Source organism: Hansschlegelia beijingensis (assembly GCF_014196425.1).
In the GTDB taxonomy this organism is placed as follows: Bacteria; Pseudomonadota; Alphaproteobacteria; order Rhizobiales; family Methylopilaceae; genus Methylopila; species Methylopila beijingensis.
The window spans coordinates 160,421-172,721 of the sequence record NZ_JACIDR010000004.1 but is presented as its reverse complement, the minus strand read 5'-3'; the positions used below and the strand labels follow the sequence as shown (position 1 = coordinate 172,721).

Genomic DNA, 12,301 nt, shown 5'->3' with positions numbered 1-12,301 from the left:
GTCTCAGCCGGGCATCCGCTCCGGCCACTGGCCGGCCTCGATCTTCGAGGCCGCGATGACCGCCTGGGTGCGGCTTTCGACCCCGAGCTTGGCGAGGATCGCCGACACATGCGCCTTCACGGTCGCCTCGGAGACGCTGAGCTCGTAGGCGATCTGCTTGTTGAGCAGACCCTGGCTCAGCATCATCAGGACGCGGACCTGCTGCGGCGTGAGCGTGCCGAGACGCGCGGCGAGCTTCGCCGTCTCATCGTCGCCGGCGGCGCCGAGATCGACGTCCGGCGGCGTCCACTCGTCGCCCTTGAGGACGGCGCGAACCGCCTCGCGCATCTTTTCAACTTCGAGCGTCTTGGGAATGAAGCCCGACGCGCCGAACTCCATGCAGCGGCGGATGACCTTGGGGTCCTCGTTGGCCGAGACCACCACGACCGGGACCGCCGGATACTGCGCGCGCAGGTACATCAGGCCGGAGAAGCCGCTGACCCCCGGCATGTTGAGGTCGAGCAGCACAAGATCGAAGGACGGGTCGGCCTCGAGCGCCTTGGAGGCCTCGTCGAAGGAGCCGGCTTCCGAGATCTCGGCCGCGCCGCCCGCCATGGCCTCGCGGAGGGCGCCGCGAAACAGCGGGTGATCGTCGGCGATCAGGAGACGGTAGGAATCGTCATCGGCGGTCGTCATGTCGGCTTCATAGTCCTTCGCGCCTGCAAAATCGATGCGTTACAACGCCTCCTCTCACAATACCTCAAAGCTCGTTGCGAATTTACCGCTCAGGCGCGCCCGCCGATAAAATGAACAACGATTTCGCGGGAATGCGGCCGGTCGCGATGCTCGATCAGGAAGATCGCCTGCCACACGCCGAGCGCCATCCGCCCGCCGATCACCGGGACCGCCACGGAAACGCCGGTGAGCATCGCCTTCACATGCGCCGGCATGTCGTCGGGACCTTCGAGATCGTGCCGCCATCCGGCGTCGCGCGGCGCGAGCCTATCGAGGGCGCCGACGAGATCGTCGCGCACCTCCGGGCTGGCGTTCTCCTGGATCGCCAGCGAGCAGGAGGTGTGCCGCACGAAGACGGTCACAAGGCCGTCGCCTGCCCCGGCCTGTTCGAGCGCCGAGGCGACCGCCGCCGTGATGTCGACGAGCCCGATCCCGCGCGTATGGACCGTCAGGCGCGCGAGCGCCTGATGGCCGGCCTCGCCGGTGCGAATCTCCCCGACCGCGGCTCTGTCTGACTGACGCCTCATGGGGCGAACATGACGCGCCGCGCGCTTGCGGCGAAGCCCCCTGTCGCGTTTTCTCGGTCCAGGGCCCCGGGGAGAACCGAGATGCCGCGAACGCTCACGATCGACCCGGCCTGGTTCGCGCCTGAGGCGGCCCCGGAAGGCACACGCGCGCATGCCCGCACGCTGATCGAGCAAGCCAAGGAGGCGCCTGACATCTGGGCGCTCGGACCGGCCGCGGTGCGAGAGCGCCGCCGGCAGGGTCTGACGGCCTTCGTGATCGAGCCCAGGAGCGCCCGCGCCGAGGCGCTGACGGTGGAGGGACCGGCGGGTCCGATCCCGCTGCGCGTCATCGCGCCGGAGCAACCGAGCGCGGTCTATCTCCACATCCACAGCGGCGGCTGGACGCTCGGCTCCAACGACCAGGACGACCCGAGGCTGGAGCGGCTGGCGACCGAACTCGGCCTTGCGTGCCTTTCGGTCGAATACCGGCTGGCGCCCGAACATCCCTATCCGGCCGGTCCCGACGATTGCGAAGCGGCCGCGCTCTGGGTCGCGCGCGAGGCGGCGCGACGGTTCGGCGTGGACAGGCTGCTGATCGGCGGCGAGTCGGCAGGAGCGCATCTCGCTGTCGTGACGCTGCTGCGGCTGCGCGACCGGCACGGCCTCACGCCATTCGCCGCCGCCAACCTGACGGCCGGGAGCTATGACCTCGGCCTGACGCCGAGCGCCCGCCGCGCGAAGGAGAAATTCGTCCTCAACGGCCGTGACATCAGGATGTTCGTGGCGAACTACCTGCAGAACGGCGAAGATCCGAGCGATCCCGACATATCGCCGCTCTATGCCGGTCTCGCCGGGCTGCCGCCTGCGATCTTCACGGTCGGCACGCGCGATCCGCTGATCGACGACACGCTGTTCATGGCCGCGCGCTGGGCCGCAGCCGGCAACGACGCGGAGCTCTCGGTATGGCCGGGCTCGGGCCATGTCCACACGTCGCTGCCGGAGCCGAACGCCGCGCCCGCCTTCGAGCGGGTCATGCGGTTCCTGAGCGGCGGATCAGGCTGATGCGGCAGCCGCGCTCAGTGGTTGCCGGAGACGACGCTGAGCAGGGCCTTCGCGACCTCGGCGGTGACGCGCCGGCGGTACTTGCGGTGAACCAGCTGGCCGTTGTGGTAGACGTCCTGCTCGACGTAGAGCGTCACGCCGTCCCAGCGCAGAATGTTGTCGCTCTCGGTCGTCTCGATGACCTTGAGGCCTTCGATCAGCCGCTCATCGCGCTGCGCATCAGGCATTCCGTTCCCCGTCCTTCATTGTTCGTCCCGCATCGTGTGCCGGGGGCCACGAATTGTCGACCCGGCGGGGCGCCTCAAGAGCCGAGCGGCCCCGCCGCAAGGCGGTCGAGCGGAAAGCGGCGCACGTCCTCGAGCAGCTCGACGAAGGCGCGCGCTCCGAACCCGGCGGCCGCCTCGCCGGCCTCCCGGGTCGCCCCGGCGGCGTCGCCGATCGCGCCCGAGGCGTTCAGGTCCTGCGACATCCAGCCGAAGCCGGCGGGCGAGCCGGCCCTCAGATGGCTGAACTCGCGCTCCATCTCGTAGGTCGCCGAGCGGAAGTGGTCCGCCTTCTCCATCCGCGGAAGATCCGGCCGGAAGGCCAGCATCAGCGAGGTCTCGATCGCGCCGCCATGAATGCCGTGGCGCACCTCCTGCGGGGAGAAAAGACCTTCGGGATAGCCGAAGCGCTGCCAGCTCACGGTCACGGCGAGCATGCCGTGATCGACGCGCAGCGACCGGGCGACGACGTCGAGCAAAGGCGAGTTCCCGCCGTGGCTGTTGAGAAAGACGAGCCGCCGGACGCCCGCGCGCGCGACGGACGCGCCGATCTCGGTCCACGCCCGGATGACGGTCTCGGGCGACAGCGTCAGCGTCCCGGGGAAAGCGAGATGCTCGGCCGAGGCTCCGACCGTCTGCATCGGCAGGAACGTCACCGGCATCTCGTCCGGGATCAGCGCCGCGGCGCGGGCGAGGTAGCCCTCCCCGATCATGGCGTCGACGCCGACCGGCAGGTGCGGCCCGTGCTGCTCCACCGCCGCCACCGGCAGGACCGCGATCCATGAGGCGACGTCCGGATCGGCGAAGTCTTCCGTGGTCATCTCCACCCAGCGGCGGCGCGGGCACGGCATCGATCGGGCTTCCTTCGGTCAGACGGCTGCTTCGCGGGTATGGCGCAGAATGGCCCGCGTCGCACGCATCATGTCGTCGAGCGTGATCGAGGCGGGCGCGCCGTGCGCCGCCGGGATGCCGGCTGCGAACTGTTCGGGAAGCAGCGGCAGATGCAGGAAGGTCGCGACGAAGGGGCGCCCGGCGGCCTGTTCGGCCGCTTCGAGCGCGAGGTAGAGCATCTGGTTGCAGAGATGCGCGCCGGCCTGATCGGAAAGCTCGGCCCGGACGCCCTCCGCCCGCGCCGCGGAGATCGCGCCCTCGAGGTCCGGCCAGGTCGAAAGCCGTTGCCCGGGTCCTGCTGGATCAACGGGCCCGATCGGCCCGAGCCGACCGGCGGCGTCGGGAACCCGCAGGTCGATCAGATTGCGCGCCACGCGCTCGAGGCAGATCGCCTCCCGGCCGCCGGCCTGCCCCATGAGCAGGACGTGCGTGGGGCGGGCGGCCTGCAGCGCGCGCGCCAAGGCCGGCGGCGCGGCCTCTACATCCACCGGTAGCAGCTCCAGAGCGACCGGGCCGCCCCAGATCCCCTCCAATCCGGCGCGGTCAGCCGCGAGCGCCGACAGAAGAATCTCGCTGCAGTTCGGGCCGCCCATAAAACGCCCGAAACCTGTAATTAGCAGGCTCATGACGCAGCGCCGACTTGTTCCGAAATGATCCAGTCCGTTTTTTGCAGGAATTCATAGCCGGCGCACAATACCGATTTCGTTTTTCCAAGAAACAAATTCCCGAAAATAACCTTACACTCTCTGGACGCTGCCTTTGCAGGCGGCGAGGTGTTCATCCGATGAAAAGTCCTTACGCCAAGACGGTCGGCTATGAATTGCTGCACGCCGCCCGCCTCCACCGCGCCCGCAGCGCCCAGCTTCTTGGGGAGCTGGGACTGTTCCCCGGCCAGGAGCAAGTGCTCACGCTTCTGACGGACGAGGATGGCCGAACCATGAGCGACCTCGCCGCTCAACTCAGGGTTAGGCCGCCCACAGCATCGAAGACCATCGCCCGGCTCGCCGCGCACGGGCTGGTGGAGCGAAGGGCCAGCGATGGCGACGCGCGGGTCGTTCGCGTGGGGCTGACCGAGGAGGGCCGCCGGCGGGCGGAGGCCGTCTTCGCGCTCTGGGAGACGCTGGAGGAGGAAGCGGTCGCGAATTTCGACCCTAAGGACCGCAGAAGGCTCCGGAAGCTGCTCCGACGACTCGGGCGCAACGTCTCCGCCAATCTCCGGGGCCGCCCGGCCGAAGAGGAAGCCGAGGACGAACTCCCGGAGGAATGATCCTCAGCCGCGCTCCATGAGGTCGCGGAGCCGACGCTTCTGCCGGCCGGCGGCGTCGAAGTTCTCCGGGGCCAGCCATGCTTCCATCGCGCGCTTCACGGCGGGCCATTCGTCCTCGGTGATCGCGAACCACGCAGTGTCGCGGCTGCGGCCCTTGATGATCATGTGCTTGCGGAAGACGCCCTCGAAGCGGAACCCCAACCGCTCGGCAGCAGCCCGCGAGGGCGCGTTCAGGGCGTCGCATTTCCACTCGTAGCGGCGGAAGCCGAGCGAGAAGGCGTGGTCGGCCATCAGATACATGGCCTCCGTGGCCGCCGCGGTGCGGGCGAGCGCGGGCGAGAACAGGATCGAGCCCACCTCGACGGTCCTGTGAGCGAGCTCCACGCGCATGAAGGTGGCGCGGCCAAGCGTCCTGGCTGTGGCCGCATCGCGGATCGCCAGCGTGGCGTTTTCCGAGGAAGCAGCGGCGACGCGCAGCCCCTCGGCCATCGCGGCCTCGCTCTCATATGGGCCGTCGAACAGATAGGCGAACAGCCGCTCCTTCTCGGAACCATGCGTCGCGGCGTAGAGATCGGCCGCGTCCTTTTCCGGCGCCAGCGGACCGAGCGTCACGTGACGGCCGTTCAGAACGACCGGCCGCGGCCGGGGAGGCGTCGGGCCGCCGACCAGGAGGCCTCTGGGAGGAGAAAGGGCGGGGTCGATCTCGGCGGTCATCGGTCGTCCACGTTGCGGATTGTCGCCGCCTTTTTCCTGAGGCATCGCCGCCTCACGGACCAATGACTTTTCGTGACCGGCGCCTCAAAGGCGCATCATGGGTGACCACCCTGCGCCGCGCTCGTAGCGCGTGACCGACCTCTCCTTGCCTTCGGCCGGAAAGGCGATCCACGCGCCTCCGTCCGCCGGGCAGCCGGCCAGCATGCTGACGCCGAAGAACTCCTTGTCCCCGCTCGCGTTGGTCCCGCTCTTCGCGATGATCGCCTTCAGCCTTTTGCCGACATGATCCTGGGCGATCGCGACGGCGCGCTTGCGGATCTCGGCCATCTGCCGCGGGGAGCAGCGATCGACCTGCGGATGAAGCACCACCCGGACCCGCACGTTCGAGGCGCCCACCCGGGTGGGCTCCTCGAATGATTTCGGAGCTGCGCTCGCCGGAAACGCTAACAGAACCAGCGCCGCCAAAGCCGCCACGATCCTCATGGCTCTCTCCCATTCGGGCGATCAGACGCGCGAAAGCGGCGGGCCGCCGCCCGCCGCTTCCGATCCACCGCCGAGGCGGCTTGATTCAGGCGGCGCGCCGCCCGGCGTGCCGGCCTTCCGCGAACTCCTCGCTCATCTTGGCGTTGAACGCCGGGATGTCATCGGGCTTGCGGCTGGTCACGAGCCCCTGATCCACGACCACCGGCTCGTCCGACACGGTCGCGCCGGCGTTCTTGAGGTCGATCTGGATCGCCTCGAAGCCGGTCATCTTGCGGCCCTTCACCACCCCGGCCGTGATCAGCACCTGGGGGCCATGGCAGATCGCCGCCACCGGCTTGCCGGCTTCGAAGAACGCGCTGGCGAAGGCGACCGCCTTCTGGTCCCGGCGAAGCGTGTCGGGGTTGAACAGCCCGCCCGGGATCAGCAATCCGTCGAAGGCGGCCGGATCGGCGGACGACAGCTCCTGATCGACCGTCACGTCGTCGCCGGGCTTGTCATGCTTGAAGCCCTTGATCGAGCCGGATTTCGGGCTGACGACGGCGACCGTTGCGCCGGCGTCCTTCAAAGCTTTCATGGGCTCGGTGAGCTCCACCTGCTCGAACCCGTCAGTTGCGAGAATCGCGATTTTGCGGCCGTCGAGGCGATTGGCCATGACATCCTCCTTGAATTCGCGCTGATTGGCATGGAGCGTCGAGGGGCGTTCGGACGCCCAGCGCGTCACCGCTCTCGCCTACCCAACACGCTCGGCGCCGGGATCGTTCCCGGGCCCGGCGGACCGCGGAGAAGACCATGCTGACGACTGTCGACGCCTTCGGCCGCATCGGCGAGGAGAACGCTTTCGCCGTCCTGGCGCGCGCCACCAAGCTCGCCTCCGAGGGGCGGGACATCATCAATCTCGGCATCGGGCAACCGGATTTCCCCACGCCGCCGCACATCGTCGAGGCAGCCATCAAGGCGCTGAAGGACGGCCATCACGGCTACACCCCCTCGACCGGCATCCTGCCCTTGCGGGAAGCGGTGGCGAAGGACGTCCACCGCCGCTTCGGCGTCGACGTCGACCCGGACCTCGTGATGATCGTGCCCGGCGGCAAGGTGACGATGTACGCGGCCATCCGGCTGTTCGGCGAGCCCGGCGCGGACATCCTCTACCCGGATCCGGGCTTTCCCATCTACCGCTCGATGATCGAGCACACCGGCGCGAACCCGATCCCGGTGCCGATCCGCGAGGAGAACGGCTTCGCCTTCTCGGCCGAGGAGACGCTCTCGCTGATCACCCCCGATACGCGCCTGCTGATCCTGAACTCGCCCGCCAATCCGACCGGCGGGGTGACGCCGGCGAGCGAGATCGACAAGCTGGTCGAGGGGCTCGCGCGCTTCCCCAACGTGGCCGTGATGTCCGACGAGATCTACGACCAGCTGATCTTCGACGGGCTCGAGCACCGCACCCTGCTGGCCTACCCGGAGATCCGCGACCGGCTCATCGTGCTGAACGGGTGGTCCAAGACCTATGCGATGACCGGGTGGCGGCTCGGCTGGTCGATCTGGCCGAAGGCGCTCTACGACGACGTTCGGAAACTCGCCGTCAACGCCTGGTCGTGCGTCAACGCGGCCGCGCAATGTGCCGGCATCGCCGCCCTTGAGGGACCGCAGGACGCAGTCGTGCGCATGCGGGAGGAGTTCGACAGGCGCCGCAAACTCGTGACCGACGGCCTGAACGCGCTGCCGGGCGTGCGCGCGGCGACGCCGAAGGGCGCGTTCTACGCCTTCCCGAACATCAAGGAGACCGGCTGGAAAGCGAAGCCGCTCGCCTCCGCCCTTCTCGAAGAGGCGGGCGTCGCGGTGATCGGCGGGCCGGACTTCGGCGTGCTCGGCGAGGGCTACATCCGCCTGTCCTATGCGAACTCGGCGGAGAACATCGCGCGTGCGCTGGGCCGCATGCGGAAGTTCCTCTCCGACCGGAAGGCGCCTTAGCGGCTCCGGACCAGCCGGAGCCGCCGCCCGTCGCTCACTCGCGCGGGCGCGGGGTCTGGAGGCGGTCGCCCTGGTCGGTCTCGAGGCCCGGGAATTCTCCCAGGTTCTCCTGGATGCTGGCTTCCTCGATATACTGGCCGCGTTCCGCCGGGGTCACGATCCCGTCGGCCAGCGGGTTCGGCTCCAGCCCGGCCTGAGGGTTGGATTCGAGGGCGGCGAGTTCACGGGCGCGCTCGAGGTAATCGTCCTCGCGGCCTTCGGGGCTGCCCGCAGCCTCCCACAGCTTCCGGGCGCGCTCGCGGATTTTGGGAGTGATGGGGGTCTCGGCCATCTCGATCTCGCAGTTTGTGTGGCGGCTCCGGCTGACGCCGGAGCTTCAACGCAATAACGCTCGAGCGAGCGAAACTACGCCGCCGAGACGCCAGATTGTTTCGCCTGCGCGGCGGTCGCCTCAAGATGAGCGACGAGCGGCGCGCCGAGGCCGAGCTTGTCCGCGAACGTCTTCAGGAAAGCCTGCTCGGCGGGCGTGTCGGCGTCGATCGTAAGCCGAGCCGCGAGCCAGACCTCGGAGGCGATCTGCGGGCCGCGGGCCTCGGCCGCGATGCCGTCGAGGTCGTCCGGCCGTCCGAGCTGCTCCAGCAGGAAGGCCTGCTCGTCCGCGGCCGAGCCAGACGCCTGGAGACCCTGGCGGATCTTCGAGATTTCTTCGCCGTCGATCCGGCCATCGGCGCGCGCCGCCGCGATCATCGCGCGCACCAGCAGCAGGCCGAGCGTCTGTTCCTCGTTGGCGGTTGAGGGCGCGAAAGGCGTCTCGGCCGGCGGCGGCGCGATCTGCACCGGGCCAGGCTCCGGCGCCGCCGGCTGCTGCTGTCCGCCGCCCTGCTCCGCCTGCTTCGCCTGATAATTCTGCCACGCCTTGTAGGCGAGCCCGCCCAGGATCGCGAGGCCGCCAAGCTGCATGCCCGAGCCGGACAGCGGAGACTTCTTGCGGCCGCCCAGCAGGACAGTGGCGAGGCTGCCGGCGATCGCGCCGCCGGCGAGGCCGCCCAGATTGCCGCGCGCCAGGTCCTGCACCTGCTTCATCAGGTCGCCGGAGCCGCCGCCCTGCGGAGCCGGACGCCGATCCCCGCTCGGGGCCGGCCGGCCTTTTCCGGCCTGCTGACCTGCGCCGAGAAGCTGGTCGAGAATGGTCCGGGCGTCGAACATCTGCGTATCTCCGTCGGCGGAAGGCCGAGGAGGACGTAGGGAGGCGAAACCGCCTCAGCAAGCCCGACGGAGGTCAGCGCGCCTTCAGCGCCGCGGCTTCCTTGGCGAGCGAACCGATCCGGCCCCAGTCGCCGGCCTCGATCGCGTCCTGCGGCGCGACCCAGGAGCCGCCCACACAGGCGACGTTGCTCAGCGAGAGGTAGCTCTGGGCGTTCGAGGCGTCTACGCCGCCGGTCGGCACGAAGTGCAGATCCGGCAGCGGCGCGATCAGCGCCTTGAGGAAGGCCGGGCCGCCGGCCGGGCCCGCGGGGAAGAACTTCGCGAAGGTCGCCCCGCGCTCGGCCAGTTGCATGGCCTCCGAGGGTGTCGACACGCCGGGCAGGTAAGGGATCGGGGCTTCGCTGCCGGCCGCCAGCACGCGCGAGCTCGTGCCGGGGCTGACCAGGAAATCCGCGCCCGCGGCGATCGCGGCCTGCACCTGCTCAGGCTCAAGCAGGGTGCCGGCGCCGACCGTGACGCCCTCGACTTCCTCGACCACCGCCCGAAGCGCGTCCAGCGCCTGCGGCGTCCGCATCGTGATCTCCAGCACCATCAGCCCGCCGTCGCGAAGCGCCTTGGCGGTCTCGACTGCGGCCTTGGGCGTCGAGAAGGTCAGGACCGGCAGCACCGGGGACCGGGAGAGAATTGCGGCCAGGCGTTCTGTCTTCGCGAGCGTGAACGACATTGGGGCTCCTCCCGGGTTCTCCGAATGAACGGCGGAGGGTCCATCGCTCCCCATCGCGCCGAGGTCAAGCGACAACGGCGGAAGTAAGGCGCCGCCGGCGCTCGCATCCGCCGCTTCAGGCGGCTAGGTTGAGGCAAGAGTCGTGGACCCATCCGATGCCTTCCAATGACGGCGAGCCCGGCGAAGTTCCCAAGCCTCCTGCGCGTGAAAGCGCGCTCGAGCGGAAGCTCTGGATCGCCACCTATGTCATCATCATGGTCGTGCTCGCGGCCGGCGCGGCGCGCCGGCTGATGGCCCTGCTCTGAGCCTGGCGGGAGAGCGGCGGCTTCGGAGACGCGCGTCGGAGGGCTGATCCGTCCTATCCTGCGCCGATCCGGCGAATCGCCGAGCGACCGCCTTGCGAACCTTTCCGAACCCAACCCAGTGAGCGACAGCGCCCTGACCATCACGCCTGTCGGTTCCGAGCCCGCAGCAGGCGTGGCCCCTGAGGTCCTGTTCATGGGCCTCGACGCCGGCGGCACGCGGTGCCGGGCCCGCATCCGCGACGCCTCGGGCCGGCTTCTCGGCGAAGGCGAGGCCGGGCCCGCGAATGCGCGACGCGGGTCCCGCGCCGCCATGGACGCGATGATCACGGCTGCGCGAGCCGCGCTCGTCGCGGGTCGCCTGCCGGGGGACGGGCTGTCGCGCGTCGTGGCGGGCGCGGGCCTCGCCGGCGTTTCGCAGAAGCGCGAGATGGAGGCGATGCGGGCCGAGCCGCATCCATTCGCCCGTCTTGAACTTGCGACCGACTTCGAGACCGCCTGCCTCGGCGCCCATGGCGGCGGGGACGGTGGCATCGTGATCGTCGGCACCGGCAGCGCCGCTTACGCGCGCGTGGCCGGCGCGGAGTTCCGGTTCGGCGGGTGGGGCTTCGAGGTCGGAGACGACGGCGGCGGAGCGCCGCTCGGCCGGGAGGTCGTGCGCCATGCGCTGCGGGCGGCGGACGGCCTCGCGCCGCGCGGCCCCCTGGCCGAGGAAGCGCTCGCCCGGCTCGGCGGCGACCAGGACGCAGCCGTCGAATGGGTCGGGCGCGCCGCTCCTTCCGATTTCGGGCGGCTGGCGCCTCTCGTGTTCGCCCATGCCGAGCGCGACCCCGAAGCGGCGCGCCTGCGGGGCGAGTGCGCGGCGCACGTCGCGACTCTCGTGCTGCGCCTCATCGCGTGCGGCGCCGAACGCGTGGCGCTCGTCGGCGGGCTCTCGGAGGCGATCACGCCGCATCTCGCCGGCCCGGCCCGAGACCGGCTGGTGAAGCCAGCCGCGGACGCCACCGAAGGGGCTCTGATGCTCGTCCGAAAGAGCGCCCCATGAGGCTCACCGCTCTCCTGCCCGACCGGCTGTTCGATGGCGAGGGCTTCCGCGACGGCAGCGCCGTCCTGATTGCGGGCGAGCGGATCGCCTGCGTGACGCCTGCGAGCGAGGCGCCTTCGGACGCATCGGTGGAGATCGTCCCGGGCCTGCTGGCGCCGGGGTTCATCGACGTGCAGGTCAACGGCGGCGGAGGCGTTCTGCTGAACGACGATCCGTCGCCCGCCGCAATGGCGACCATCGCGGCGGCGCATCGCCGCTACGGCACCACCGGCCTGCTGCCGACGCTGATCACTGACAGCCGGGACAAGATGGCCGCGGCGCTCCGTGCCGCGGAAGCGGCGATCGCCGCGAGGACGCCCGGCGTTCTCGGGGTCCATCTCGAGGGCCCGTTCCTCAACCCGGCGCGCAAGGGCGTTCACGACCCGGCCTTCATGCGTGCGCCCGATGAAGCGGACATCGACCTGCTGACCTCCGCAGCCGCAGGAGTGATCCTGGTGACGCTAGCGCCGGAGCGCGTGCCTCCGGGCTCGATCTCACGCCTGTCGAGCGCCGGCCTCCGGATAGCCGCCGGCCACACCGAGGCGACGGCCGAAGAGCTTGAGCGGGCTTTGGCCGAGGGCCTTACGGGCTATACGCACCTGTTCAACGCCATGCCGCCCATGGCGGGGCGCGCGCCCGGACCGGTCGGGGCCGCGCTGAGCGAGCGAAGCACGTTCTGCGGCGTGATCGCCGACCTTCACCACGTGGCGGCCCCTTCGCTCCGGGCGGCGGTCGCCGCCAAGGGGCCGGAGCGGACGATGCTGGTCACGGATGCGATGTCGACGGTCGGCGCAGAGATGACGGAATTCGTCCTGCAGGGGCGACGGATCCTTCGCGCCGGCGGCCGCCTCACGACCGAGGACGGGACGCTCGCCGGCTCGGACCTCGACATGGCCACCGCCGTGCGCAACGCCGTGCGCGTGCTGGGCGCGCCGCTGGCCGACGCGCTCGCCATGGCTTCGCGCACGCCGGCTCGATTCCTGGGCCTGGAGGGGAAGCTCGGCCTCGTGGCCGACGGCTACGCCGCGGACCTTGTGGCGCTGGACGAGAACCTTGAGGTCACCGCGACATGGATCGGGGCTCACCGGGAAGATCGGCGCTGAGGCCCGACGGC

General features: G+C 70.1%; 17 protein-coding genes. 6 read left to right on the top strand and 11 right to left on the bottom strand.

All coding sequences use genetic code 11. The annotated features are described in order from the left end of the window. Positions 1-3 precede the first annotated feature (3 nt). Both GGR24_RS13340 and GGR24_RS13335 read right to left on the bottom strand, forming a co-directional pair. Positions 4-675, bottom strand: coding sequence for a response regulator (locus GGR24_RS13340; RefSeq protein ID WP_183395868.1), 672 nt, complete (start codon positions 673-675; stop codon positions 4-6). An 89-nt stretch (positions 676-764) separates the two neighbouring features. After that, complete coding sequence (locus tag GGR24_RS13335) at positions 765-1,241, bottom strand: secondary thiamine-phosphate synthase enzyme YjbQ (RefSeq protein ID WP_183395867.1); 477 nt, start codon at positions 1,239-1,241, stop codon at positions 765-767. A gap of 81 nt (positions 1,242-1,322) precedes the next feature. Here GGR24_RS13335 and GGR24_RS13330 point away from each other — a divergent pair, with 81 nt between their 5' ends. Beyond that, positions 1,323-2,282, top strand: coding sequence for an alpha/beta hydrolase (locus GGR24_RS13330; protein ID WP_183395866.1), 960 nt, complete (start codon positions 1,323-1,325; stop codon positions 2,280-2,282). 14 nt (positions 2,283-2,296) lie between these two features. Here GGR24_RS13330 and GGR24_RS13325 read toward each other — a convergent pair whose 3' ends face one another. From GGR24_RS13325 to GGR24_RS13315, 3 genes are all read right to left on the bottom strand, one after another. Then, positions 2,297-2,509, bottom strand: coding sequence for a hypothetical protein (locus GGR24_RS13325; RefSeq protein ID WP_183395865.1), 213 nt, complete (start codon positions 2,507-2,509; stop codon positions 2,297-2,299). Between the two features lie 74 nt (positions 2,510-2,583). Beyond that, positions 2,584-3,396: a creatininase family protein gene (locus tag GGR24_RS13320; protein WP_183395864.1), complete on the bottom strand. Its 813-nt coding sequence runs from the start codon at positions 3,394-3,396 to the stop codon at positions 2,584-2,586. An 18-nt stretch (positions 3,397-3,414) separates the two neighbouring features. Beyond that, the gene (locus tag GGR24_RS13315; protein WP_183395863.1) at positions 3,415-4,062 is read right to left on the bottom strand and encodes a pyroglutamyl-peptidase I; all 648 of its coding nucleotides are present in this window, start codon (positions 4,060-4,062) and stop codon (positions 3,415-3,417) included. Between the two features lie 158 nt (positions 4,063-4,220). Between GGR24_RS13315 and GGR24_RS13310 the strand changes: the two genes are divergently transcribed. Continuing rightward, complete coding sequence (locus GGR24_RS13310) at positions 4,221-4,703, top strand: MarR family winged helix-turn-helix transcriptional regulator (protein WP_183395862.1); 483 nt, start codon at positions 4,221-4,223, stop codon at positions 4,701-4,703. A 3-nt stretch (positions 4,704-4,706) separates the two neighbouring features. Here GGR24_RS13310 and GGR24_RS13305 read toward each other — a convergent pair whose 3' ends face one another. The 3 genes from GGR24_RS13305 to GGR24_RS13295 form a co-directional block, all read right to left on the bottom strand. Beyond that, positions 4,707-5,417: a GNAT family N-acetyltransferase gene (locus GGR24_RS13305; protein WP_183395861.1), complete on the bottom strand. Its 711-nt coding sequence runs from the start codon at positions 5,415-5,417 to the stop codon at positions 4,707-4,709. A gap of 84 nt (positions 5,418-5,501) precedes the next feature. Then, entirely contained in the window at positions 5,502-5,900 is a 399-nt protein-coding gene (locus tag GGR24_RS13300; protein ID WP_183395860.1) for a hypothetical protein, read from the bottom strand. Between the two features lie 85 nt (positions 5,901-5,985). Beyond that, positions 5,986-6,552 carry a type 1 glutamine amidotransferase domain-containing protein gene (locus tag GGR24_RS13295; protein ID WP_183395859.1) on the bottom strand — a complete coding sequence of 189 codons (567 nt, stop codon included), beginning with the start codon at positions 6,550-6,552 and terminating at the stop codon, positions 5,986-5,988. 137 nt (positions 6,553-6,689) lie between these two features. On the opposite strand from GGR24_RS13295, the gene GGR24_RS13290 reads away from it, so the two are divergent. Continuing rightward, positions 6,690-7,871, top strand: a complete 1,182-nt coding sequence (locus GGR24_RS13290; RefSeq protein ID WP_183395858.1) for a pyridoxal phosphate-dependent aminotransferase — start codon at positions 6,690-6,692, stop codon at positions 7,869-7,871. 34 nt (positions 7,872-7,905) lie between these two features. On the opposite strand, the gene GGR24_RS13285 is transcribed toward GGR24_RS13290, so the two are convergent. From GGR24_RS13285 to eda, 3 genes are all read right to left on the bottom strand, one after another. Continuing rightward, on the bottom strand, positions 7,906-8,202 hold the full coding sequence (locus tag GGR24_RS13285) for a DUF2934 domain-containing protein (RefSeq protein ID WP_183395857.1): 297 nt from the start codon (positions 8,200-8,202) through the stop codon (positions 7,906-7,908). Positions 8,203-8,276: 74 nt separating this feature from the next. Continuing rightward, positions 8,277-9,077 (bottom strand): tellurite resistance TerB family protein, encoded by an 801-nt coding sequence (locus tag GGR24_RS13280; protein ID WP_183395856.1) that lies wholly within the window; start codon positions 9,075-9,077, stop codon positions 8,277-8,279. A gap of 73 nt (positions 9,078-9,150) precedes the next feature. After that, complete coding sequence (gene eda / locus GGR24_RS13275) at positions 9,151-9,801, bottom strand: bifunctional 4-hydroxy-2-oxoglutarate aldolase/2-dehydro-3-deoxy-phosphogluconate aldolase (RefSeq protein ID WP_183395855.1); 651 nt, start codon at positions 9,799-9,801, stop codon at positions 9,151-9,153. A gap of 155 nt (positions 9,802-9,956) precedes the next feature. Between eda and GGR24_RS13270 the strand changes: the two genes are divergently transcribed. From GGR24_RS13270 to nagA, 3 genes are all read left to right on the top strand, one after another. Continuing rightward, complete coding sequence (locus GGR24_RS13270; protein ID WP_183395854.1) at positions 9,957-10,106, top strand: hypothetical protein; 150 nt, start codon at positions 9,957-9,959, stop codon at positions 10,104-10,106. A gap of 118 nt (positions 10,107-10,224) precedes the next feature. Then, positions 10,225-11,148, top strand: coding sequence for a BadF/BadG/BcrA/BcrD ATPase family protein (locus GGR24_RS13265; protein WP_183395853.1), 924 nt, complete (start codon positions 10,225-10,227; stop codon positions 11,146-11,148). After that, the gene (gene nagA, locus GGR24_RS13260) at positions 11,145-12,290 is read left to right on the top strand and encodes an N-acetylglucosamine-6-phosphate deacetylase (protein WP_183395852.1); all 1,146 of its coding nucleotides are present in this window, start codon (positions 11,145-11,147) and stop codon (positions 12,288-12,290) included. Before GGR24_RS13265 ends, nagA begins: the two co-directional genes overlap by 4 nt. The last annotated feature ends 11 nt before the right edge of the window (positions 12,291-12,301 follow it).

What these genes read in the sequence shown, in the direction of transcription:
- eda (WP_183395855.1), bottom strand. Translation starts at nt 9,801, where the DNA reads ATGTCGTTCACGCTCGCGAAGACAGAACGCCTGGCCGCAATTCTCTCC.
- GGR24_RS13280 (WP_183395856.1), bottom strand. Translation starts at nt 9,077, where the DNA reads ATGTTCGACGCCCGGACCATTCTCGACCAGCTTCTCGGCGCAGGTCAG.
- GGR24_RS13335 (WP_183395867.1), bottom strand. Translation starts at nt 1,241, where the DNA reads ATGAGGCGTCAGTCAGACAGAGCCGCGGTCGGGGAGATTCGCACCGGC.
- GGR24_RS13290 (WP_183395858.1), top strand. Translation starts at nt 6,690, where the DNA reads ATGCTGACGACTGTCGACGCCTTCGGCCGCATCGGCGAGGAGAACGCT.
- GGR24_RS13285 (WP_183395857.1), bottom strand. Translation starts at nt 8,202, where the DNA reads ATGGCCGAGACCCCCATCACTCCCAAAATCCGCGAGCGCGCCCGGAAG.
- GGR24_RS13315 (WP_183395863.1), bottom strand. Translation starts at nt 4,062, where the DNA reads ATGAGCCTGCTAATTACAGGTTTCGGGCGTTTTATGGGCGGCCCGAAC.
- GGR24_RS13270 (WP_183395854.1), top strand. Translation starts at nt 9,957, where the DNA reads ATGCCTTCCAATGACGGCGAGCCCGGCGAAGTTCCCAAGCCTCCTGCG.
- GGR24_RS13340 (WP_183395868.1), bottom strand. Translation starts at nt 675, where the DNA reads ATGACGACCGCCGATGACGATTCCTACCGTCTCCTGATCGCCGACGAT.
- GGR24_RS13330 (WP_183395866.1), top strand. Translation starts at nt 1,323, where the DNA reads ATGCCGCGAACGCTCACGATCGACCCGGCCTGGTTCGCGCCTGAGGCG.
- GGR24_RS13320 (WP_183395864.1), bottom strand. Translation starts at nt 3,396, where the DNA reads ATGCCGTGCCCGCGCCGCCGCTGGGTGGAGATGACCACGGAAGACTTC.
- GGR24_RS13325 (WP_183395865.1), bottom strand. Translation starts at nt 2,509, where the DNA reads ATGCCTGATGCGCAGCGCGATGAGCGGCTGATCGAAGGCCTCAAGGTC.
- nagA (WP_183395852.1), top strand. Translation starts at nt 11,145, where the DNA reads ATGAGGCTCACCGCTCTCCTGCCCGACCGGCTGTTCGATGGCGAGGGC.
- GGR24_RS13305 (WP_183395861.1), bottom strand. Translation starts at nt 5,417, where the DNA reads ATGACCGCCGAGATCGACCCCGCCCTTTCTCCTCCCAGAGGCCTCCTG.
- GGR24_RS13295 (WP_183395859.1), bottom strand. Translation starts at nt 6,552, where the DNA reads ATGGCCAATCGCCTCGACGGCCGCAAAATCGCGATTCTCGCAACTGAC.
- GGR24_RS13300 (WP_183395860.1), bottom strand. Translation starts at nt 5,900, where the DNA reads ATGAGGATCGTGGCGGCTTTGGCGGCGCTGGTTCTGTTAGCGTTTCCG.
- GGR24_RS13310 (WP_183395862.1), top strand. Translation starts at nt 4,221, where the DNA reads ATGAAAAGTCCTTACGCCAAGACGGTCGGCTATGAATTGCTGCACGCC.